Consider the following 18702-nt stretch of genomic DNA (forward strand, 5'->3'; position numbering starts at 1 on the left):
GCCTAATTTTTAGGCTTGTTTGACGTGCCATAAATTACAAGATTAATTATTTTCTATTTTCTCTTGACATTTGATAGCTGGTCTAAAAACAATCAAGAATCAGCCTTATCCCTATCGACATCTACAATCAATTCCATCTGATTAATCTCATCGATAAGCTTTTTAATATTGCCTATACTTGTATCAAGCATCTCAAATTCATTTTCAAGCAAATCAAGCTTTTCCTTAAACTCATCAAGACCCTTAACCTTGATATTTAAATTCAGGCTTTTAGTTTTTTCCATAATCTTTCCTCACTTCCTAAACCATCTCCTGATAGCCTCTCTCGTACACTCTTCCAAATCCTCCTGATTGATGTCATCAACATCATAATTATCAGCCATATACTTACAAAGCCCTTCAACACTAGCCTTGTAAGCTATAAGCCTAATAGTAACCACAACACTATAAATAATTAAAATCCATTTCATAATCTCTCCTTGCATTAATCTTCATAGAGCTCCCACCAATTAAACTTAAAATATTCACCTAGTTTTTTTGCCTTATCCACTGACAAGGCCCTAATACCTCTTTCATAATTACCTATTGCCCTACCATTAACTCCAATAATTTTGCCCATCTCCTTCTGGCTTAAATTGTTTTTTATTCTCAATTCTTTTATTTTTTTCATACTATATGTTGTGTCCTCCTTTCTCACTTCCACAATATGTGGTATAATAATATCAATATTTTAGAGGAAGGATATTACTATATGTCAGTCAATATAAAACTAGATATCAACAAGCTTGCTGATGATACTATAAGCCCAGTTACTAAAAGAATATCTACAACCTTAATCTCCATCTGGGACTTAACATTCGGTCAAATAGATAACTTTAATGAAAAATACCAGCTTAAAAAAGAAAAAGAATTAAAGGATTACAAGACTCTGTTAGAGTCAGAAATCAATAAAATTAATCCAGATAACCTCGTTGAACCCAAACTATCCATAGTTGGTCCAGCACTTGAGAGCTCTAAATTCTATTATGAAGAAAAGGAACTTAGATCAATGTTTGCTAAGCTTGTTGCATCGGCGATGGACAGTTCAAAAATATCTAAAGTTAGAACTTCATTCACTCACATAATTCAACAATTAGACAAAGTAGATGCTCTAAATCTATTATCGTTCCAAGATAAAACCAGAAAGCCTATAGCAAGAGCAGAAACTGGATACAATTCTTATAAATTTATCAACGACAATAGATATCAATATATTTTCTTTTCTAGTCATGATATAGAACCTCTATCAGATGCTATGTCTTCTTCAATAGATAATTTACAAAGATTAGGACTAATAGAAGTAACCTTTGATAGATGGTATGATAATGAATCTATTTATGATAACTACCATGACAGCTCCTATATATTCTCATATACATCAGGTATACCAAAACAAGGTAATGGTTACCTTCCTGCGGAGCATGGAATAATCTTTTTAACGACCCTAGGAATACAATTTATTGACGTCTGTCTCTAAAATGTTCCTTAAGCACATCAAGAGTTATATTTTTAATCTCTATAAGAAACTCTTGATGTGCTTTTTCTTTCCTTGCATTAAATCTGGTTGATATAAAAACGCTAACTACCAACGAAACTAAAAAACTTATTAATACACATGCCATAATCTCTCCTTTGTTTTAAATTCCTATCTCTTTATAATTCACTAAATTTTTTTGTCTTAATCCTCTCTTCAGCCTTTAGCAGGCAATGATTATAAACTTCATAAGTATGAGCTTCCTCAGGAAGCTCATTTTTTAAAGTTTCCAAAATCTTATCTATGCATTGTTCAATATCTCTAAGGTCATAACTTTCTCCATTACTACCAACCAGTGTTCCATAAATCTCTCCCATAATCTCTCCTTCCTTATTGATTGACAAACGAAATTTACCCTGTCAACCTAAAGTTCTCTATTTGGCAACTTTTTCTTTAAAAAAAATTTTCTCTTTTTCTTCTATACCTAGATTAAGAATTTTTGATAAAGATTGTATTTCACTAGCATAAAACTCTGTTTTCCCATTTATTTTATTGTACAATGCAGTTCGAGAAATATTCATTTTTTCAGCTATAAAGGAAAATCTATATCCGCTTTCTCTTATCTTATAATTTAACAAATAAGAATCTGTCATACATAACTCCTTTCTTATTTTATTAATCACATTATAATATCTAGTTTCCTTTTTGTCAACTTTATTTTTCAAAACTGTTTATTTTTTTAAAATATGTTCATAATTATTGACAATATAGCAACTTAGTTATATACTATTCTTAACAGGAGGATAACCTATGTTACATAAAAAAATAAAACAACGAAGAATTGAATTAAACATGAGTCAAGATGACTTAGCAAGAAGAACAGGATATAAAACAAAAAGTGCAATTTCTAGAATAGAAAGAGGAGAGCGAGACATTACTCAGTCGCAAATCGAATTATTTGCAAAAGCTTTAGAAACAACTCCCTCTTATCTAATGGGTTGGGATAGCGAAGATAAATTAAATAAAGAAGATGAGAAACTACTAAACGCATTCAACCAACTAAATAACGAAGGTCAAGAAAAAGCCATCTCCTACACCCAAGACCTAGTAGACTCAGGTAAATATAAGAAGACCATAAAAGAAGATACTTCCGACTACATTACAACAATAGATGACATGAGATCCTACCTAATGACAATCCCTATGGCAGCCTTCGACGGCAAACTAAACCCAGTCCAAATGAACGACGAAGAAATTATTTCATTATACAAATTATTAAAAGATAACGAATAAGGATTAACTATGAGTAAAAAGGAAATAGATGATACAATCAAAAATCTAATAAATAATGCAGGTTCAAGTGATCTATACGATATCATCTCATACCTTGACATAACCATCAAACCCTACCAGGGCAAGAGCTTCTACTGTCAACTAAATGACCGTAAATATATCTACCTGGATAAAAACCTAGTAGAAAACATCAAGCCCTTTGTCCTAGCCCACGAACTAGGCCACGCAGTCTTACACAAGGAAGAGATATATCACTACTCCCCTCTTTCGATTAATAAAACATCTACAGAAAGAGAAGCAGACTATTTTGCTTTTAAGATTTTAGGTAAGAGTATAGATCCAACTTTAGATTATACAATAAGTCAATATGCAAATCTATTAGCTGTAAGTGAGGATACTATAAAATATATAATGAATTAAAAAGGAGTTTAACATGGAATATATAATAATAGCCATAATTATAATTATTGTTATATCAATAGTTATCAAAGAAGATAAGAAGTTGAAGACCATGAGTGATCCAAATACAGAAGGCTATGATAATACTAGGTTAACGATAGAGGAAAAAAATAACTATGAGGAAATCTATCCAACTGGAGTTAAATATTATACTTCAAACATAGATAAGTTTATGAAAAATTTTCCACATACTGAATGGAATAATGATAAAATAGATAAATTAGTCCATTATAAATACTATGCTCAAAACAATGCACTAGTAAAATTAGAAAACGAAAATCATAAGAATGACCCAAAAGCTATTAAGGTTACTTTAAACCGTAGAACAATTGGATATATTTCTAAAGACCAAAAATCATTAGTGAGACAATTAACCAAAATACCTAATTTAGTTAGAGCTGAAATATATGGAGGTCCTAGGAAAATATACGATTCTGAAAAAAATAAGTATGTAGAATTGAAAGTATATGATTATTCCGTAAGGATATATATTGAAAAATAAATAAAAGCATCCTTATAATTAAATCAAATTAGAGATAAGTCTCAACTCTAAAACAAACTATAAATTTTGAAAAATCTTAATATGTAAACTATAATCATGATAGAATATTCAATGGTCTCGCGAAAGCGGACTGCAATCTCCCTATCACATTATAGTGGTAGGGATTTTTGTTTATACGAATATCAATGAACAAATAAAAAAAGAGACTCCCCTCGTTCCCCAACGCTGGAATCTCTTAGAAATTTAGCAGACGGTATCACTCCGCCTGCTTCTATTATACCACAAATAGGAGGAAACATGACCAAAAAAGATAAAACAAAAAGAAGAAAACTCCCCAACGGCATGGGATCAATAGAAAAAGTGGAATTTACACCCCAAGGCAAAAAAAGAGTAAGCCAATATAGGGCAAGGCTACCAAAAAGTATGGGTAGAAAAGATATAGGCTTTTTCAAATCCTACAACAAAGCCATGGATGCCCTAAAAAATTATAAAAAACCAGAACCAGAAATCACATTCAAACAAATTTATATCAAATTTACAAAATCAAACACATTTTTAAAAGTCAGTCCTAAAACCCAACAAAGGCATCAAAGGTCCTTCGAAAGATTTGAAGAACTCCACGACATGAACATCCACGACATAAAATACTCCGACCTCCAAGACGTCCTAGACCAAATGGAGCTAGAAGGCTACGATAAGCCACTAGGCAATGGAGAATATATCCACATGGACTACTCCCAAAACTCCATCAAAAGATTAAAAATTGTAGTCAGTAAAATCTACGAAAGAGCAATCAAAGACAACCTCATCCAGCTTGATCTCTCAAAATACTTAGAAGTAGGTGGAGTAGGCATAAGAAGGAAAAAAGAAACATTCTCAAAAGAAGAAATCGAAAAATTATTTAAGTCAATCCCCCACAACCCAAACGCCATGCACATCCTCTTTATGATATTTACAGGCATGAGGACAGGCGAATACCTATACCTTAAAACAAAAAACATCGACCTAGCCAAAAATCAAATCACCGACTTCGGAGAAAAAACCGAAGCAGGCAAAACAAGAAAAATGTACATCCACCCAAAAATAAAAGACCTAGTCACATACCTAATCAGCCAAAGCCAAACAGGCAACGTAGTAGAAGTCAAAAAAACAAACGGACAAGCATACGTCCCAAGCGACACCAAATTTTACAAAGACATCTACTACCCAGCCCTAGAAAAAGCCGGCATAGAAAGAAAAATCCCCTACACCTGCCGCTACACCTTCGCAACCATAGCCCACCAATCCGGAGTAAGCGACAAAGCCCTACAAAAATTAATGGGACATACAGATTTTTCAGTCACCGCCAATTCCTACATCCAAGAATACGATGACTACCTCTATAAAGAATTACAAAAAATATAATAAATATCTCAATAAAAAATTAGAAAAAAATATAAAGAGTGTGGGCAACGTGTGGGCAACAAACTCCGATAAACCTCAACAAAGCCCAATAAATATGCCCTAAAATAGCCAACCACAGCAATTCCAACACCCCAAAATCGCACTGATGGTGCACCATTTTTTTGAGGAGTATTTACTCCTCTTTTTTATTTCCTTTTTTAAATTAATAAAATTTTAAATTTCTCCTTTACAATTTTCAAAAAGACGTATAATATCATAAAATATTTATTTCCAGGAGGAATATATGAAATTTGATACAAGAAACCTAACTAGTGTTGGAATTTTGGGAGCTATTGTAATAATGCTTGGCCTTACACCGCTAGGATTTCTACCCCTAGGAGTGCTTACCGTTACAACCTTACATATACCTGTAATAATAGCTGGTATTTTAGAGGGTCCTGTGGTTGGTGGCTTGGTTGGATTAATTTTTGGTTTATTTAGTATTTTTAATGCTATTACAAGACCAGGTCCTATATCGTTTGTATTTTACAACCCTTTGATTTCAATTATGCCAAGGATCTTAATAGGTGTTGTTACAGGACTTGTGTACAAGGCTCTAAAAAATAAGGATAACTCAAAATTAAGACTCTTTATGAATATCTTTTGGTCTGTTGTTGCTATAGTTTTGGCAGTGGTGACTTTTAGGTCTTTTACTGGTGATGTAAAGCTTATAAATAAGATTTTCTCAGTAGTATTTTTAATTCTTGCTATAATTATGCTTTACTTATCTGTAAAGAATAAAAAAGCTAATTTTGCTATTGCTGTATCTTCTTTTATGGGAACTTTAACAAATTCTGGTCTTGTTTTAGGTTTAATATACCTTATATATGCTAAATCATATGCAGAAGCTATTGGAATCAGCCCAGACTTAGCTATGAATGCTATTTTTTCAGCCTTTATTACCAATGCTATCCCAGAAGCTATTGTTGCAATCCTAATAGCAAGTGCAGTTGTAACATCTTTATCAAAGAGAAGAAAATAAGAAAAATAAAAATGCACTCTCCCATCTTTGGGATCGTGCATTTTTATTTTGGAAAATATTGTAATAAAAAGTTATTTTTGTTGAATCATTCTGTTAGCTAAGTCTAAAAATCTTAAGGCAAGATAATAATCATCCCCCATAAGGTCATATATAGCATCTTCTGTCAATATTCCTTGATTTATTGTTGGATCAATCTTACCTTCATTTGAGTCATCAAAATCTTTTCTAAACTGCTCGCTATAATAATATTCTACAAGTTTATCAAAATCTTTCCTATCCTTATCAAGTTGATCTAAGATTTCATTAATCTTTTCCAATAGTTCTTTATAATGTTCATAAGTTTGAGTATGCTTTTCTAAGTGCCTATAATCCATTTTTTTCCTCTTTCAAATTTTTAATTATTCCATCTAATTCATTTTTAATTAGATAAGCTTTATTAACATCGCATTCATTCGTGCTTATTATTATAATACCCAATTTTTGTAAAAATATAATGTATTGTCCACCAGTTCCGCTGGCATATTTTATATTATCTTTACCAGTCCAAAGACTATAGCCATAATAATCATCAGATAATAAATTTGTACTTTCATAATCTTTGCTTGGCCTATATAGGTTTGCCTGCATCTTTTCTATCCAAGAACTAGCTACTATTTTCTGATTTTCATAATAACCATTATTTATTATTATTTTTCCTAATTTAAACATGTCTTCAGCAGATAGGTATAGCTTAGTAGCTCCAGCCAGATACTTACCATAAGAGTCCCATTTTGGTTTCATTATGTCAAGTTTGCTAAAGATATTTTCATCGATAAAAGTATAAAGATCATAGCCTAGGTATTCTTGCATAGTAGCTGCTAGGACATAATAACCAGCATTAGAATACAAAAACTTCTGACCAGGCTTAAAATATATAGGATATGACAAGGCGTAGTCAAGTAGATTATCCTTATTGATATTTGCTATATCTTTACTCATTAGAATTATATCCCTATAGCCCATGGTATGGGTTAAACAATCTTTTACCCTAATTTTCTTAAGTTTTTCTATATTTTTTGTATTAGAAATTCTTAGCTTATCTTTTAAAATATCATATATTAAAGTATCTTCATTAAAATTCCCATTCGATTTATCAATCAGTACCCCACAAGCAAGGCTTGTTACAAATTTTGCTATAGATCTTATATTTATAAGATTATCACTAGCTTCTTTATATAAGATACCTCTATCTTTTGAATATATTATTAAAGAATCTATATGATTTTTCTCAATATTTAGTAATTTATCATTCATTTCTAACCCCTATTTTCACTATACAAGTCTGATTTTAGAAATAAAGATTCAGTTATATGATAAATTTAAAGAAGGAAAGGAGATTTAATGGATAAATTTATAAATTATTTAGAAAAAGATAATTTAGATGCAGAAGTGTTCTTAAAAAGAGACTACTACTATTAGTAATAATCTATGTTTCTTATTTGCTAATGCAATTATTAGGAAAGTTCCTAAGAAAGATTATGAAGAATGAAGCCAGAGTGTCAAAGATAATGCGACTTTTAAGGGTTGTTGTTATTGGAGGAAATTTCGTCTTATTTTTAATCATATATTTTCCTGATATAAGGGCTCTAGGTGTAGTCATCTCGCTTATACTTGCAATAGTTGCCTTGGCTGCTAAGGACTTAATAATTGATATAGTAGCTTATTTTTACATACTTGCTAGAAAACCCTTTAATATAGGCCATGTTATAGAAGTAAATGGAATTATTGGTGAGCTAATAGATTTAGACTTCTTGCAATTTAATTTATTAGAAATGGGTGATCTTACAACTTCTATGACCCTTACTGGTAGGTATGTTTCTGTGCCAAACAGGTATATCTTTGAATATCCTGTCCTAAATTATAATCACACCTATAAATTTGTTTTTGTGGATACCTTCATTGTTGTTGATGTCGAAAAAAGAGATAGGGCGCTTAGGTTAGCAGGAAAAGTTGCTTATGAGAAATATCTGCAGATTATAGATAATTATGATAAGGAAGAAGTAGATGTCTTTGTAGAGTCGATGGATTCTTATGGAGAAGTAGCTAAACCAACAGTAAGGGCAGAGTTAGCACAAAACGGTTATAAAATTTACCTACAGTTTTTTACAACCTACAGTGAAATTGGAAAAAATAAAATGATAATGCAAAATTCAATTTTTGATGAATTTAGAAAAAATAATATAAAGATGCCAAGTCCAAAGCTTGTATATTTGGATAATACATTTGTATAAAAAAATTCCTCTTTTTAGATTATGACCTGAACCCGTAAACACGGAATAATTTAATAATCTTTTAAGCGGAATGTAATCTGTACATAACAGGAGACATTCCGTTTAATTTTGTTTTAATTCTATCTTTATTGTACCATTTAATATATTTTTCAATCTCACTTATCAAATGGTCGTAATTTTTAAAATCTTCACCATAAAACATTTCTTGTTTTAATATTCCAAAGAAGTTCTCCATAGGGGAATTATCTAAGCAATTCCCCTTTCTTGACATACTTTGCCTAATGTTCATTTTTTCTAGTTTTTTAGTCCAAGTACTGTGTTGATAATGGAATCCTTGGTCTGAGTGTATCATTAGATTAGTTTTATTTTTTGTCTTATGTAAAGCCTTATTTAACATTGTATTTGTTAATTCTATTGTTGGGTGATAGCTTAGGGTATAGCTGATTATTTCACTGTTGAATAGGTCTAATATTGGTGATAGGTATAGCTTATTTTCTTGACCTTTTATTCTAAATTCTGTTACATCTGTTAGCCATAATTGATTTGGTTTATTTGCTTTAAATTGTCTATTTAAAACATTGTCTGCTACTTTACCTATTTGTCCCTTGTATGATGAGTATTTTCTTGATCTGGTTTTAAATTTAGTACATAGCAAGGACTCTTCTCTCATTATTCTTAAAACTCTTTTATGGTTGACATTAAGCCCTTTATTTTTCAATACCTGGGTCACCCTTCTGTAGCCATATCTACCTTTTGATGCTTCTATTATGGTTTTAATTTCATCTTTAAGTTCTTTGTCTCTATCTGTCGGATTTTCTAGTTTTATTTTCCATTCGTAATATGATGTTTTTGGAAATTTGGCTATTTCTAGCCATTCGCTTATCTTACTTTTTGGATATTCTTTTAGAAGTTTGAGGATTATCTTTGTCTTTTCCTTGCTTCTGCTTCCTCTTCCAGGAGCAAGGCTTGTAGCTTTTTTTCGTAGATTATCTTCATTTTGAGAAGTCTATTTTCCTCTCTTAGTCTTATTAATTCTTCTCTTTCGTTTTCGTTTATTGGAGTATTATTTTTAGACTCCTTATTTACTTTGGTCATATCTTTTTTATGCCTTCCTCTGTTATCTTCTAGCCCAGATAGACCACGTTCTTGATAAGCTTTTTCCCATCTGTATACCATAGACCCATTAACAAGATTAAAGTGCTCTGCAGTCTCTCTAAGCGAAGTATTATTGATTTGCCTATATTGTATTACAGATAGTTTGAATTCACTAGTGTGATTATTGTTTTTTAACTTTTTAGATAAGTTCTCAAAGCCTCCAGATTTGTATTTGCTTATCCATTCTCTTAAGGTATCTCCTTGAATATCATATTTTTTAGCTATTGATTTATATCCACCAAGTTTACCTGATAAGTATTCCATTACTAGTTTTATTTTAAATTCTTTTGTATATTTTGGCATACTAAAAACCCCTCCATCCGTATTCCGGATTTTGGGGTTCAGGTCATTAACTAAGAAGAGGAATTTTTTTATATAAACTTACTCATTATTTTTAAATTAGAAGAATATTCAAAATCAAGCTTGCTATAAAAATTATCGTGTTTTTATCATTTACAGACGTTAGTTCTATTAGACTAACATTTTTACCTAGTAATTGTTTTTCTAATTCCTTGATAAACATTTTTCCTAGTCCCTTATTTTGAAATTCTTTAAAGATGACTATTTCTTCTAGCATATATGATTTTAAGTCGTCATATTCTTTTATATAACCCATTAAAAATCCTGTATACTCATTTCCATTATTTTGTATAAGGCAAAGAGAACCAGGGGTTAGGAAAACTTGCCTAATCCTCTCATAGGCTTTTTCATAGGTCCAAGATCCACCTTCATTTTCATTATAATATTTAACATAAAGACTTGTAATTATATCCAAATCTTTTTCAGTCATACTTATATAATTCATAAGCTTGCTAATAATTTTTAAGAGCTCTTTCGATTTTTCTCTTATCTTCTTTTTTCTTTAAGCTATCTCTCTTATCATATAATTTCTTTCCCTTAGCTAGGCCTATTTCAAGCTTAATGAGGCCGTCACGCTCATAAACTCTTAGGGGTACTATTGTATAGCCTGTCATGGTTTTCTTGCCTATAAGCTTATTTATTTCCTTTTTATGAAGGAGTAATTTCCTAGTACGAGTTGGATCTATATTTTGATCTGTTGCTTGGCTATAAGGGGTAACGTGCATGCCGTAAACAAACATTTCCCCTTTCTTGTCGGAAATAAAGGATTCTTTAATTGATACCTTACCAGCCTTTATAGATTTTACTTCGCTACCCATTAGGGCCAGTCCTGCTTCGTATTTTTCTTCTATAAAATAATCGTGGTAAGCCTTCTTATTATTGGCTAAAAGTTTCATCTCTTTCCTCCAAATAAAAATCTATATCTTTCTTGTATAGGTCTACATTAGTCACCATTACCCTTACTTCTTGACCTATTTGGTAATATTTTTTAGTATCGACATTAAAAGCTCTTAGGCTATCTTCGATAAATTCGTACCTATCATCAGAAAACTTGTACATAAATAGACCTTCAACTGTATTTTCAAGCTCTATGAACATACCAAATTCTGTAATTGAAGATATTCTACCTGTAAATATTTCTCCAATATATTTTTTCATGTATTTACATTTATAGAAATCTTCTACTTCTCTTTCAGTTTGCTCACTTCTTCTTTCTGTTATGGAAAGGTGTTCTGCAGCATCTTCTAACCTATTTGTTAATGATACTTGGTTTTTGCCCATAAGTTTGTTTTCTATATAAGCCTTTAAGAGTCTGTGGACTATTAGGTCAGGGTACCTTCTGATAGGGGCTGTAAAGTGGGTATAAAAGCTCGTAGATAGTCCAAAGTGGATATCCCTATAGTTAGCATACTTAGCTTTTTTCATGGTCCTAAGCATCAAAATATTAACGATTTGCTCTTCTTTTTTTCCTTCTACTTCCTTTAAAATATTTTGGAAGTCTTTTGGGTGAAGTTCTGCTCCCTTTATGTTATAACCCATCGCATTTAACGCCTTTTTAAAAGCTTCTATTTTTTCATCAGCTGGTTTTTCGTGAATTCTGTATATAAAAGGAAAATCCATATAAGCAAAAAGTGTTGCGACAGTTTCATTTGCAATAAGCATGAACTCTTCTATCATCTTATTACCTGGACCTCTATCAAGTGCTTCTATATTTAAAACCTTACCTGTCTCTGATACATCTATTTGACTTTCTTCAAAATTAAAATCTATAGATCCTCTTTTATTTCTAGCTTCTTTTAAGGTTTTGTGAAGTTTATCAAAGTCACTTAGTTTTTCTTTTAATATTTCATCATCATATACCCCATCTTGGCCTTCTAAAAAGTCGTTTACATCATCATAAACTAGTCTTTTATCAGATTTAATATATGATTTATAAAATTCATAATCTAAAACCTTGCCCTTAGGATCTATGGTCATCCTTGCTGTTAGGGTGAGTCTTATTTCACCTGGATTTAGTGAACAAATTCCATTTGATAATTTTTCTGGAAGCATTGGAATGACAATATTATAAAGATAGGTAGAATTCCCCCTGTCGTAAGCATCTTTATCAAGGGCTGTCCCCTCTTTAACATAATGACTTACATCTGCTATATGCACATATAGGTCGTAATTATCGTCAGATTTTTCTATTGAGATAGCATCGTCGAAATCTTTTGAATCCCTTCCGTCAATTGTGACTGTGTAAAGATTCGTTAAGTCCTTTCTACCTTTAAGTTCATCTGAACATACTTCATCAGCTATATAAAGGATTTCTTTTTTAGTTTGCTTAGAAAATTCTGTTGGAATCTTATTCTGTCTTATTATTGATAAGACATCAATATTTTTGTCATTTTTGCTGCCAATTATTTCTGTAATTCTTCCTTCTGGATTATTATTTTTGGGATAAGATATTATCTCTACTACTACCTTATCCTTATCTTTTGCTCCCTTGGAATATTTTTGATCTACATATATATCATCAGCTAAGACTTTATCAGCGATTACAAAACCAAAACCTTTATTGGCCTGGTAAGTACCTATGATCTCTTCATTTGCTCTTTCTAAGATTTCTACTACTTGGCCTTCAGCATTTTTGCCATCTTCTTTATCCCTTAGGATTTTGATTTTTACCTTATCATTATTATGAGCACCACTTAGTTTATCTTTTGCAATATATACATCATCAAAGTCTTTATTGTCGGATATAAAAAATCCATATCCACCTGAAGCTAGTGAAATTGTACCTTTAAGATTAATCTCTTCTTCAGTTAATGGCATTATTCTTTTTTTGTTTGAGATACGAATCTTATCATTTCTTTCTAGCTCGTCTACTATGTCCTTAATTCCCTTTTTTGTATACTTATCAGCCTTAAGATAGGTTTCAAGTTCTTTTAGAGTCATTGGTATATAGTCATCATCATAGACTAAATTTAGGATTAATTCTTTTATATTCATAAAATCTCCTTAGGATTTTAATAAAAAAAGAGTCAAATAACTTTGACCCCTCTTAGTTTACTGCTATAAATACTATACTTCCTAAAAATAAAAGTACTCCTCCAAAAATTACAACTTTGTCAAGCATTTCATTTTTTGATTTATGTGCACTTTTACCAAAAACATTTGTCTGTGTACCAGATAATGCTCCTAGTCCGTCAGTTTTAGGATCTTGTAGTGTTACTGCAACTATTACAATTACAGATGCAATCATCAATATTACTGCAAGAAAATTAGACATATAGACACCTCCGTTCATACTTTTTTATGATACCACAAATAGGCTATTTTTTCAATCTTAATTGAAAAAGACTTGCTCAATTTATAAGCAAGTCTTTTAAAGATATTATTTTAAGTTGTATAAAGCGTCAAGACCTTTAAATCTTGCATCTTCCCAAAGTTCATCTTCTATTCTTAGAAGTTGGTTGTATTTAGCAACTCTGTCTGTTCTTGAAGGTGCACCTGTTTTGATTTGTCCAGCATTTACTGCTACTACAAGGTCAGCTATTGTAACATCTTCTGTTTCACCTGATCTGTGAGAAACTACTGCTGTATAGCCAGCTTCTTTAGCCATTTCTATAGCGTTTAGTGTTTCTGTTAGAGTACCGATTTGGTTAACTTTGATTAGGATTGAGTTTGCAACGCCTTCTGCTATACCTTTTTCAAGTTTGCTTGTGTTTGTTACAAATAGGTCATCACCTACTAGTTGTACTTTCTTGCCAAGTCTTTCTGTAAGTTTTGCCCAACCTTCCCAGTCATTTTCATCTAGACCATCTTCAATTGAGATGATTGGATATTTGTTAACTAGTTCTTCTAACCAGTCAATCATTTCATCTTCAGTTTTTACTGTTCCTTCTCCGTCAAGGTGATATTTACCATCTTCCTTGTTGTAGAATTCAGATGAAGCACAGTCCATTGCTATATAAACGTCTTTTCCTGGTTCATATCCAGCTTTTTTGATTGCTTCACAGATGATTTCAAGAGCTTCTTCGTTTGATTTTAGGTTTGGTGCAAATCCACCTTCATCACCTACAGCTGTGTTGTATCCTTTGCTTGAAAGTACTGATTTTAGGCTGTGGAATACTTCTGTACCCATTTGTAGGGCGTGTGCAAAGCTTTCAGCTCCTAGTGGGAAAATCATGAATTCTTGGATATCTACTGAGTTATCAGCATGTTCTCCACCGTTTAGAATGTTCATCATTGGTGTTGGAAGAAGTTTTGCATTTGTTCCACCGATATAGTTATATAGTGGCATGCCTAGTTCATCTGCTGCTGCTTTTGCTGTTGCTAGAGATACACCTAAGATTGCGTTAGCTCCGAAGTTTCCTTTATTTTCTGTTCCATCAAGTTCGATCATTCTGTTATCAATACCGATTTGGTCTGTTACATCATAGATGCCTACTAATTCATCAGCTATTTTGTCATTTACATTTTCAACAGCTTTAAGAACTGATTTTCCAAGATAATAATCTTTATCTCCATCTCTAAGCTCTACTGCTTCCCATTCACCTGTAGATGCACCTGATGGTACTGCTGCACGACCGAAGCCGCCTAGTTCTGTTTCTACTTCAACTTCTACAGTTGGATTTCCTCTTGAGTCAAGGATTTGTCTTGCATATACACTTGTAATTAAACTCATAAATATCTCCTTTTTATATATAATATTTTTAAATATAACTTAAACTATTTTGCAAAATTTACTAAAGCAGCAAAGTCGCTTGCTTTTAGGCTTGCTCCACCTACTAGGGCTCCATCTATATTTTCTTTAGCCATAAGCTCAACCACATTGTTTGGTTTTACTGATCCACCATATTGGATTCTTACTTTTTCAGAAGCTTCTTTTCCAAACATATCAGCTATTAGGCTTCTAATATAGCCGCACATTGCATCTGCATCATCACTAGATGCAGTTTTACCTGTTCCTATTGCCCAGATTGGTTCATAGGCTATGATTACTTTTTCTATATCTTCAGCTGAAACATCTTTTAAATCTTTTTCTATCTGAGATTTAACTTTTGCTTCGTGTTCGTTAGCTTCTCTTTCTTCAAGAGTTTCACCGCAGCAAAGAATTGGTACTAGGTCATGAGCTAAGGCTGATTTTACCTTTTTATTGATTAGGCAATCACATTCTTTAAAATATTCACGTCTTTCTGAGTGACCTAAGATTACATATCTTGCTCCGATATCTGTAAGCATTAGTGGAGAAATTTCTCCAGTATATGCACCACTTTCTTCGTAGTACATATTTTGTGCACCAAAAGCAACATTAGTACCTGCAAGTTTTTCTTTTGCAATTACTAAGTCTATAGCAGGTGTACAAACTCCAGCTTCTACATTTTCATCTAGGTCTAAATTTTTGATTTCTTCAAGTAGCTTTTCTGCTTCAGAAACTGTCATATTCATTTTCCAGTTTCCTACTATAACTGGTTTGCGCATTTAAGACTCCTTATTTGTTTTCTATTGCTGTTATACCTGGTAGGTCTTTACCTTCTAGGAATTCCAAGCTTGCTCCACCGCCTGTTGATACATGTGTAATCTTATCTTTTAGGCCAGCCATTTCTATAGCTAGAGCACTATCTCCACCACCAACTATTGTTATAGCATCAGATTCAGCTAGAGCTTCAGCAACTTTGTTTGTACCATCTGCGAATTCTTTTATTTCAAATACTCCCATTGGTCCATTCCATACAACTGTCTTTGCTTCTTTAATTTTTGATGCAAATATTTCAGCTGTCTTTGGTCCTATATCTAGGGCTTCTTTATCTGCTGGAATATTATCTATATCAACAACTTCTGTATCTACGCCTGCTTCTATCTTATCTGCTATTACAACATCAACTGGTAGTAGGATTTCTACGCCATTTGCTTCAGCTTTTTTGATTAATTCTAGAGATAGGTCCATCTTATCTTCTTCAAGAAGTGATTTTCCTATTTCTTTACCTTGAGCTTTAAGGAAGGTGTAAGCCATACCACCACCGATTAGGATTGTATCTACTTTTGTTATAAGATTTTCTATAACACCAATCTTATCTGATACTTTAGCTCCACCAAGGATTGATACAAATGGATGCTCTGGTGCCTCTAGAGCCTTGCCCATTATGTCAATTTCTTTTTCTATTAGAAGACCAACAGCTGATGGTAGGATGCTTGCAACTCCAACATTTGAAGCGTGTGCCCTGTGGCTAGTACCAAATGCATCATTTACATATAGATCAGCAAGTGAAGCTAATTCTTTTGCAAACTCTTCACCATTTTTTGTTTCTTCTTTTCTATATCTTGTATTTTCTAGTAGGGCAATTTGTCCATCTTCGAGTTTATTAACTTCTTCTTTTACTTTTTCATCAACTACTACTGCTGATGGTAAAAATTTAAATTTATCGCCATAGACATTTTCTAAGTAATCTGCAACTGGTTTTAATGCGAATTCAGGATTTGCCTCTCCCTTTGGTCTACCTAAGTGGCTCATAAGTATAACTTTTGCACCATTTTCTGATAGGTAATCTATAGTAGGCATAGCTGCTTTTATTCTTGCATCATCTGCTATTTTACCTTTTTCTTCTTTGGATAAAGGTACGTTGAAGTCTACTCTTACTAAAACTTTTTTACCCTTTACATCTAAGTCTTTTACTGTTTTTTTATTCATTATTCACCTCGAAAAAAAGGCGAGAGTGTATCCCGCCTATTTAATAATCTTAAAGATTTGCTAGATAATCAAGTGTTCTAACTAGGTTAGATACGTATCCCATTTCGTTATCATACCAAGCTACAGTCTTAACAACTTGTGTTCCGTTTGCTCCTTCAACTATTTTTGTAAGTTGTGAGTCAAATACAGAACCAGCTGGGTAACCGATAATATCACTTGAAACTATATCATCTGTTTCATATGCAAATGCATCGTTAGAATATTTTTTCATAGCTTCGTTAACTTCTTCTACAGTTACTTTCTTTTCAAGAACTGAGTAAAGTTCTGTAACAGAGCCTGTGATTGTTGGAACTCTTAGAGCTGATCCATCAAGGATACCATTAACTTCAGGAAGTACTTTACCTACTGCTTTAGCTGCACCTGTTGAAGCTGGGATTGTATTTTGAGCTGCTGCTCTTCCGCCTCTAAGGTCTTTTTTAGAAGCTGGTGTATCTTGGATAGCTTGAGTTGCTGTATATGCGTGAATTGTTGACATTTGTCCTGAAACAAAGCCAAATTCTTTTAATAGTACATTAACCATTGGTGCTAGACAGTTTGTTGTACAGCTTGCGCCTGAAACTACTGTTTCTGAACCATCAAGTTCTTTATGGTTTACACCAAATACTATAGTTTTCATGTCACCTTTACCTGGTGCTGAAATAAGAACTTTTTTAGCTCCGGCTTTAAGGTGAGCTTCTGCTTTTTCTTTTTCTGTAAAGAATCCTGTACATTCAAGTACTATATCTACGTTTAATTCTCCCCAAGGAAGATCTTCAGGATTTCTTTCTGCAAAAACTTTGATGTCTTTACCATTGATTTTGAAGCCTTCATCTGTTAGTTCAGCTTCACCATTGAATCTGCCTTGTGCAGTATCATATTTGAAAGCATATAGTAGACCTGCTTTATCAATAAGGTCGTTGATTGCTACAACTTCTATGTTGTCTTCTACTTCTGCTATTCTTCTTAAGGTAAGACGTCCTATTCTACCAAATCCGTTAATTGCTACTCTTGTTGTCATTATTTCCTCCTAAATTCTTTCTACATATTAAATATACTGACTTGTTATTTGCTTGTCAATATTATTTACCAGCTTTTGCTCTCAATATACCTGTTTGCCATTACAGCTGCTATACATCCATCACTTGCAGCAGTCACTGCTTGTCTAACTGATTTTTTTCTTGTATCTCCCACTGCGAAGACACCTTCTATATTGGTTTTCATATCTTCATCTGTTATAATATAACCCTTTTCCATATCAAGTTTACCTTCAAATATTTCTGTAGAAGCTACATTACCTACAAATATAAATACCCCAATTGGAGAATTATTATCACCTTTTATGATTTTTTCTTCATTTGTTTTGACATTTTCTAATACTAATTCTTCAACTTTCTTAGAACCACGGATTTCCTTTAGTACAGAATTTAATTCAAATTTTATTTTTGGATTTTTCTTAACATTTTCTACTACTACACCGCTAGCTCTAAATTCATCTCTTCTATGGACTATTGTTACAGATTTACCATATCTTGTTAGGAAGTTTGCCTCTTCAAGGGCACTATCACCCCCACCTATAACATATATGTCAAGTCCTTGATAAAATGGTCCATCACATGTTGCGCAATATGACACTCCCCTATTTGCAAACTCTTCTTCTCCAGGCACTCCAAGGTGTCTATGTCTTGCACCAGTTGAAATTATTATAGTCTTTGCTTCATAGGCATTAGAATCTGTTACTACTTTCTTAACTTCACCTTCAAGTTCAACTTCTTTAACATTTTCAAAAACAATTTCTGCATATTCTTTTGCTTGCTCTTCCATTCTTTCTGATAGAGCCATGCCTGTTGGATCTTCAATTGATCCTGGATAATTTTCTACAAAAGCTGTTCCGGAAATTTGGCCGCCTGCTATATCTTTTTCAATTATTAATGTCTTTAGCATACTTCTACCTGCATAAAGACCAGCGGTAAGTCCAGCAGGACCACCACCGATTATTATTAAATCGTACAT

Annotated in this window: 25 protein-coding genes and 1 pseudogene; 7 read left to right on the plus strand and 19 right to left on the minus strand. The window is 32.6% G+C overall.

Features of this window, described 5'->3' with window-relative positions; all coding sequences use genetic code 11:
• Positions 1-92: 92 nt before the first annotated feature.
• From RRB46_RS05525 to RRB46_RS05535, 3 genes are read right to left on the minus strand one after another with little or no spacing between them, the layout of a single operon-like run.
• Positions 93-284 (minus strand): hypothetical protein, encoded by a 192-nt coding sequence (locus RRB46_RS05525; protein WP_311537786.1) that lies wholly within the window; start codon positions 282-284, stop codon positions 93-95.
• A 9-nt stretch (positions 285-293) separates the two neighbouring features.
• A complete protein-coding gene (locus tag RRB46_RS05530) occupies positions 294-470 on the minus strand; it encodes a hypothetical protein (RefSeq protein ID WP_311537787.1) in 177 nt (58 codons plus the stop codon).
• Positions 471-484: 14 nt separating this feature from the next.
• Positions 485-670, minus strand: coding sequence for a helix-turn-helix transcriptional regulator (locus RRB46_RS05535; protein ID WP_311537788.1), 186 nt, complete (start codon positions 668-670; stop codon positions 485-487).
• A gap of 81 nt (positions 671-751) precedes the next feature.
• On the opposite strand from RRB46_RS05535, the gene RRB46_RS05540 reads away from it, so the two are divergent.
• Positions 752-1516, plus strand: coding sequence for a DUF4393 domain-containing protein (locus tag RRB46_RS05540; RefSeq protein ID WP_311537789.1), 765 nt, complete (start codon positions 752-754; stop codon positions 1514-1516).
• On the opposite strand, the gene RRB46_RS05545 is transcribed toward RRB46_RS05540, so the two are convergent.
• Genes RRB46_RS05545 through RRB46_RS05555 form a run of 3 tightly spaced genes read right to left on the minus strand, consistent with a single transcriptional unit; the run spans position 1497 to position 2166 of the window.
• Positions 1497-1661 (minus strand): hypothetical protein, encoded by a 165-nt coding sequence (locus tag RRB46_RS05545; RefSeq protein ID WP_311537790.1) that lies wholly within the window; start codon positions 1659-1661, stop codon positions 1497-1499. The two genes, RRB46_RS05540 and RRB46_RS05545, sit on opposite strands and share 20 nt — an antisense overlap.
• Before the next feature lie 31 nt (positions 1662-1692).
• Complete coding sequence (locus tag RRB46_RS05550) at positions 1693-1890, minus strand: hypothetical protein (protein ID WP_311537791.1); 198 nt, start codon at positions 1888-1890, stop codon at positions 1693-1695.
• Positions 1891-1947: 57 nt separating this feature from the next.
• Entirely contained in the window at positions 1948-2166 is a 219-nt protein-coding gene (locus RRB46_RS05555) for a toxin-antitoxin system, antitoxin component, Xre family protein (protein WP_311537792.1), read from the minus strand.
• Between the two features lie 157 nt (positions 2167-2323).
• Between RRB46_RS05555 and RRB46_RS05560 the strand changes: the two genes are divergently transcribed.
• From RRB46_RS05560 to RRB46_RS05580, 5 genes are all read left to right on the plus strand, one after another.
• A complete protein-coding gene (locus RRB46_RS05560; protein WP_311537793.1) occupies positions 2324-2806 on the plus strand; it encodes a helix-turn-helix transcriptional regulator in 483 nt (160 codons plus the stop codon).
• 9 nt (positions 2807-2815) lie between these two features.
• Complete coding sequence (locus RRB46_RS05565; protein ID WP_311537794.1) at positions 2816-3226, plus strand: ImmA/IrrE family metallo-endopeptidase; 411 nt, start codon at positions 2816-2818, stop codon at positions 3224-3226.
• A gap of 13 nt (positions 3227-3239) precedes the next feature.
• On the plus strand, positions 3240-3767 hold the full coding sequence (locus RRB46_RS05570; protein WP_311537795.1) for a hypothetical protein: 528 nt from the start codon (positions 3240-3242) through the stop codon (positions 3765-3767).
• A gap of 297 nt (positions 3768-4064) precedes the next feature.
• Positions 4065-5171: a site-specific integrase gene (locus RRB46_RS05575; RefSeq protein WP_311537796.1), complete on the plus strand. Its 1107-nt coding sequence runs from the start codon at positions 4065-4067 to the stop codon at positions 5169-5171.
• A gap of 283 nt (positions 5172-5454) precedes the next feature.
• Positions 5455-6192 carry an ECF transporter S component gene (locus RRB46_RS05580; protein WP_297688797.1) on the plus strand — a complete coding sequence of 246 codons (738 nt, stop codon included), beginning with the start codon at positions 5455-5457 and terminating at the stop codon, positions 6190-6192.
• 71 nt (positions 6193-6263) lie between these two features.
• Here the strand turns inward: RRB46_RS05580 and RRB46_RS05585 are convergent, their stop codons facing one another.
• Complete coding sequence (locus RRB46_RS05585) at positions 6264-6566, minus strand: DUF4298 domain-containing protein (protein WP_311537797.1); 303 nt, start codon at positions 6564-6566, stop codon at positions 6264-6266.
• Positions 6556-7485 carry a serine hydrolase domain-containing protein gene (locus RRB46_RS05590; protein WP_311537798.1) on the minus strand — a complete coding sequence of 310 codons (930 nt, stop codon included), beginning with the start codon at positions 7483-7485 and terminating at the stop codon, positions 6556-6558. Before RRB46_RS05590 ends, RRB46_RS05585 begins: the two co-directional genes overlap by 11 nt.
• Positions 7486-7709: 224 nt before the next feature.
• Here RRB46_RS05590 and RRB46_RS05595 point away from each other — a divergent pair, with 224 nt between their 5' ends.
• Positions 7710-8462 carry a mechanosensitive ion channel domain-containing protein gene (locus RRB46_RS05595; protein WP_311537799.1) on the plus strand — a complete coding sequence of 251 codons (753 nt, stop codon included), beginning with the start codon at positions 7710-7712 and terminating at the stop codon, positions 8460-8462.
• A gap of 61 nt (positions 8463-8523) precedes the next feature.
• On the opposite strand, the pseudogene RRB46_RS05600 reads toward RRB46_RS05595, so the two are convergent.
• From RRB46_RS05600 to trxB, 11 genes and pseudogenes are all read right to left on the minus strand, one after another.
• Positions 8524-9387 (minus strand): annotated as a pseudogene (locus RRB46_RS05600) (IS3 family transposase); the annotation flags it as partial.
• On the minus strand, positions 9381-9920 hold the full coding sequence (locus RRB46_RS05605; RefSeq protein ID WP_311537800.1) for a helix-turn-helix domain-containing protein: 540 nt from the start codon (positions 9918-9920) through the stop codon (positions 9381-9383). The gene RRB46_RS05605 and the pseudogene RRB46_RS05600, both read right to left, overlap by 7 nt.
• Before the next feature lie 91 nt (positions 9921-10011).
• Positions 10012-10422 (minus strand): GNAT family N-acetyltransferase, encoded by a 411-nt coding sequence (locus tag RRB46_RS05610; protein ID WP_311537801.1) that lies wholly within the window; start codon positions 10420-10422, stop codon positions 10012-10014.
• A gap of 7 nt (positions 10423-10429) precedes the next feature.
• The gene (gene smpB, locus RRB46_RS05615; RefSeq protein WP_311537802.1) at positions 10430-10873 is read right to left on the minus strand and encodes an SsrA-binding protein SmpB; all 444 of its coding nucleotides are present in this window, start codon (positions 10871-10873) and stop codon (positions 10430-10432) included.
• Entirely contained in the window at positions 10854-12971 is a 2118-nt protein-coding gene (rnr, locus tag RRB46_RS05620; protein WP_311537803.1) for a ribonuclease R, read from the minus strand. The genes smpB and rnr overlap by 20 nt, the downstream gene beginning before the upstream one ends.
• Positions 12972-13023: 52 nt before the next feature.
• Positions 13024-13251 (minus strand): preprotein translocase subunit SecG, encoded by a 228-nt coding sequence (secG, locus tag RRB46_RS05625; RefSeq protein WP_296129274.1) that lies wholly within the window; start codon positions 13249-13251, stop codon positions 13024-13026.
• A gap of 105 nt (positions 13252-13356) precedes the next feature.
• Positions 13357-14649 carry a phosphopyruvate hydratase gene (gene eno, locus RRB46_RS05630; protein WP_311537804.1) on the minus strand — a complete coding sequence of 431 codons (1293 nt, stop codon included), beginning with the start codon at positions 14647-14649 and terminating at the stop codon, positions 13357-13359.
• 44 nt (positions 14650-14693) lie between these two features.
• Entirely contained in the window at positions 14694-15446 is a 753-nt protein-coding gene (gene tpiA / locus RRB46_RS05635; protein ID WP_311532321.1) for a triose-phosphate isomerase, read from the minus strand.
• Between the two features lie 10 nt (positions 15447-15456).
• The gene (locus RRB46_RS05640; protein ID WP_311537805.1) at positions 15457-16653 is read right to left on the minus strand and encodes a phosphoglycerate kinase; all 1197 of its coding nucleotides are present in this window, start codon (positions 16651-16653) and stop codon (positions 15457-15459) included.
• A 49-nt stretch (positions 16654-16702) separates the two neighbouring features.
• Entirely contained in the window at positions 16703-17710 is a 1008-nt protein-coding gene (gene gap / locus RRB46_RS05645) for a type I glyceraldehyde-3-phosphate dehydrogenase (protein ID WP_296129284.1), read from the minus strand.
• A 65-nt stretch (positions 17711-17775) separates the two neighbouring features.
• Positions 17776-18702: a thioredoxin-disulfide reductase gene (trxB, locus tag RRB46_RS05650; protein WP_311537806.1), complete on the minus strand. Its 927-nt coding sequence runs from the start codon at positions 18700-18702 to the stop codon at positions 17776-17778.

Origin of the sequence: uncultured Anaerococcus sp., assembly GCF_963512375.1 — a bacterium.
GTDB lineage: Bacteria > Bacillota > Clostridia > Tissierellales > Peptoniphilaceae > Anaerococcus.

Excerpts from the sequence above, each read along its gene's own strand:
- RRB46_RS05525 (WP_311537786.1), bottom strand. The coding sequence starts at position 284 with ATGGAAAAAACTAAAAGCCTGAATTTAAATATCAAGGTTAAGGGTCTT.
- RRB46_RS05530 (WP_311537787.1), bottom strand. The coding sequence starts at position 470 with ATGAAATGGATTTTAATTATTTATAGTGTTGTGGTTACTATTAGGCTT.
- RRB46_RS05535 (WP_311537788.1), bottom strand. The coding sequence starts at position 670 with ATGAAAAAAATAAAAGAATTGAGAATAAAAAACAATTTAAGCCAGAAG.
- RRB46_RS05540 (WP_311537789.1), top strand. The coding sequence starts at position 752 with ATGTCAGTCAATATAAAACTAGATATCAACAAGCTTGCTGATGATACT.
- RRB46_RS05545 (WP_311537790.1), bottom strand. The coding sequence starts at position 1,661 with ATGGCATGTGTATTAATAAGTTTTTTAGTTTCGTTGGTAGTTAGCGTT.
- RRB46_RS05550 (WP_311537791.1), bottom strand. The coding sequence starts at position 1,890 with ATGGGAGAGATTTATGGAACACTGGTTGGTAGTAATGGAGAAAGTTAT.
- RRB46_RS05555 (WP_311537792.1), bottom strand. The coding sequence starts at position 2,166 with ATGACAGATTCTTATTTGTTAAATTATAAGATAAGAGAAAGCGGATAT.
- RRB46_RS05560 (WP_311537793.1), top strand. The coding sequence starts at position 2,324 with ATGTTACATAAAAAAATAAAACAACGAAGAATTGAATTAAACATGAGT.
- RRB46_RS05565 (WP_311537794.1), top strand. The coding sequence starts at position 2,816 with ATGAGTAAAAAGGAAATAGATGATACAATCAAAAATCTAATAAATAAT.
- RRB46_RS05570 (WP_311537795.1), top strand. The coding sequence starts at position 3,240 with ATGGAATATATAATAATAGCCATAATTATAATTATTGTTATATCAATA.
- RRB46_RS05575 (WP_311537796.1), top strand. The coding sequence starts at position 4,065 with ATGACCAAAAAAGATAAAACAAAAAGAAGAAAACTCCCCAACGGCATG.
- RRB46_RS05580 (WP_297688797.1), top strand. The coding sequence starts at position 5,455 with ATGAAATTTGATACAAGAAACCTAACTAGTGTTGGAATTTTGGGAGCT.
- RRB46_RS05585 (WP_311537797.1), bottom strand. The coding sequence starts at position 6,566 with ATGGATTATAGGCACTTAGAAAAGCATACTCAAACTTATGAACATTAT.
- RRB46_RS05590 (WP_311537798.1), bottom strand. The coding sequence starts at position 7,485 with ATGAATGATAAATTACTAAATATTGAGAAAAATCATATAGATTCTTTA.
- RRB46_RS05595 (WP_311537799.1), top strand. The coding sequence starts at position 7,710 with ATGAAGAATGAAGCCAGAGTGTCAAAGATAATGCGACTTTTAAGGGTT.
- RRB46_RS05605 (WP_311537800.1), bottom strand. The coding sequence starts at position 9,920 with ATGCCAAAATATACAAAAGAATTTAAAATAAAACTAGTAATGGAATAC.
- RRB46_RS05610 (WP_311537801.1), bottom strand. The coding sequence starts at position 10,422 with ATGAATTATATAAGTATGACTGAAAAAGATTTGGATATAATTACAAGT.
- smpB (WP_311537802.1), bottom strand. The coding sequence starts at position 10,873 with ATGAAACTTTTAGCCAATAATAAGAAGGCTTACCACGATTATTTTATA.
- rnr (WP_311537803.1), bottom strand. The coding sequence starts at position 12,971 with ATGAATATAAAAGAATTAATCCTAAATTTAGTCTATGATGATGACTAT.
- secG (WP_296129274.1), bottom strand. The coding sequence starts at position 13,251 with ATGTCTAATTTTCTTGCAGTAATATTGATGATTGCATCTGTAATTGTA.
- eno (WP_311537804.1), bottom strand. The coding sequence starts at position 14,649 with ATGAGTTTAATTACAAGTGTATATGCAAGACAAATCCTTGACTCAAGA.
- tpiA (WP_311532321.1), bottom strand. The coding sequence starts at position 15,446 with ATGCGCAAACCAGTTATAGTAGGAAACTGGAAAATGAATATGACAGTT.
- RRB46_RS05640 (WP_311537805.1), bottom strand. The coding sequence starts at position 16,653 with ATGAATAAAAAAACAGTAAAAGACTTAGATGTAAAGGGTAAAAAAGTT.
- gap (WP_296129284.1), bottom strand. The coding sequence starts at position 17,710 with ATGACAACAAGAGTAGCAATTAACGGATTTGGTAGAATAGGACGTCTT.
- trxB (WP_311537806.1), bottom strand. The coding sequence starts at position 18,702 with ATGTACGATTTAATAATAATCGGTGGTGGTCCTGCTGGACTTACCGCT.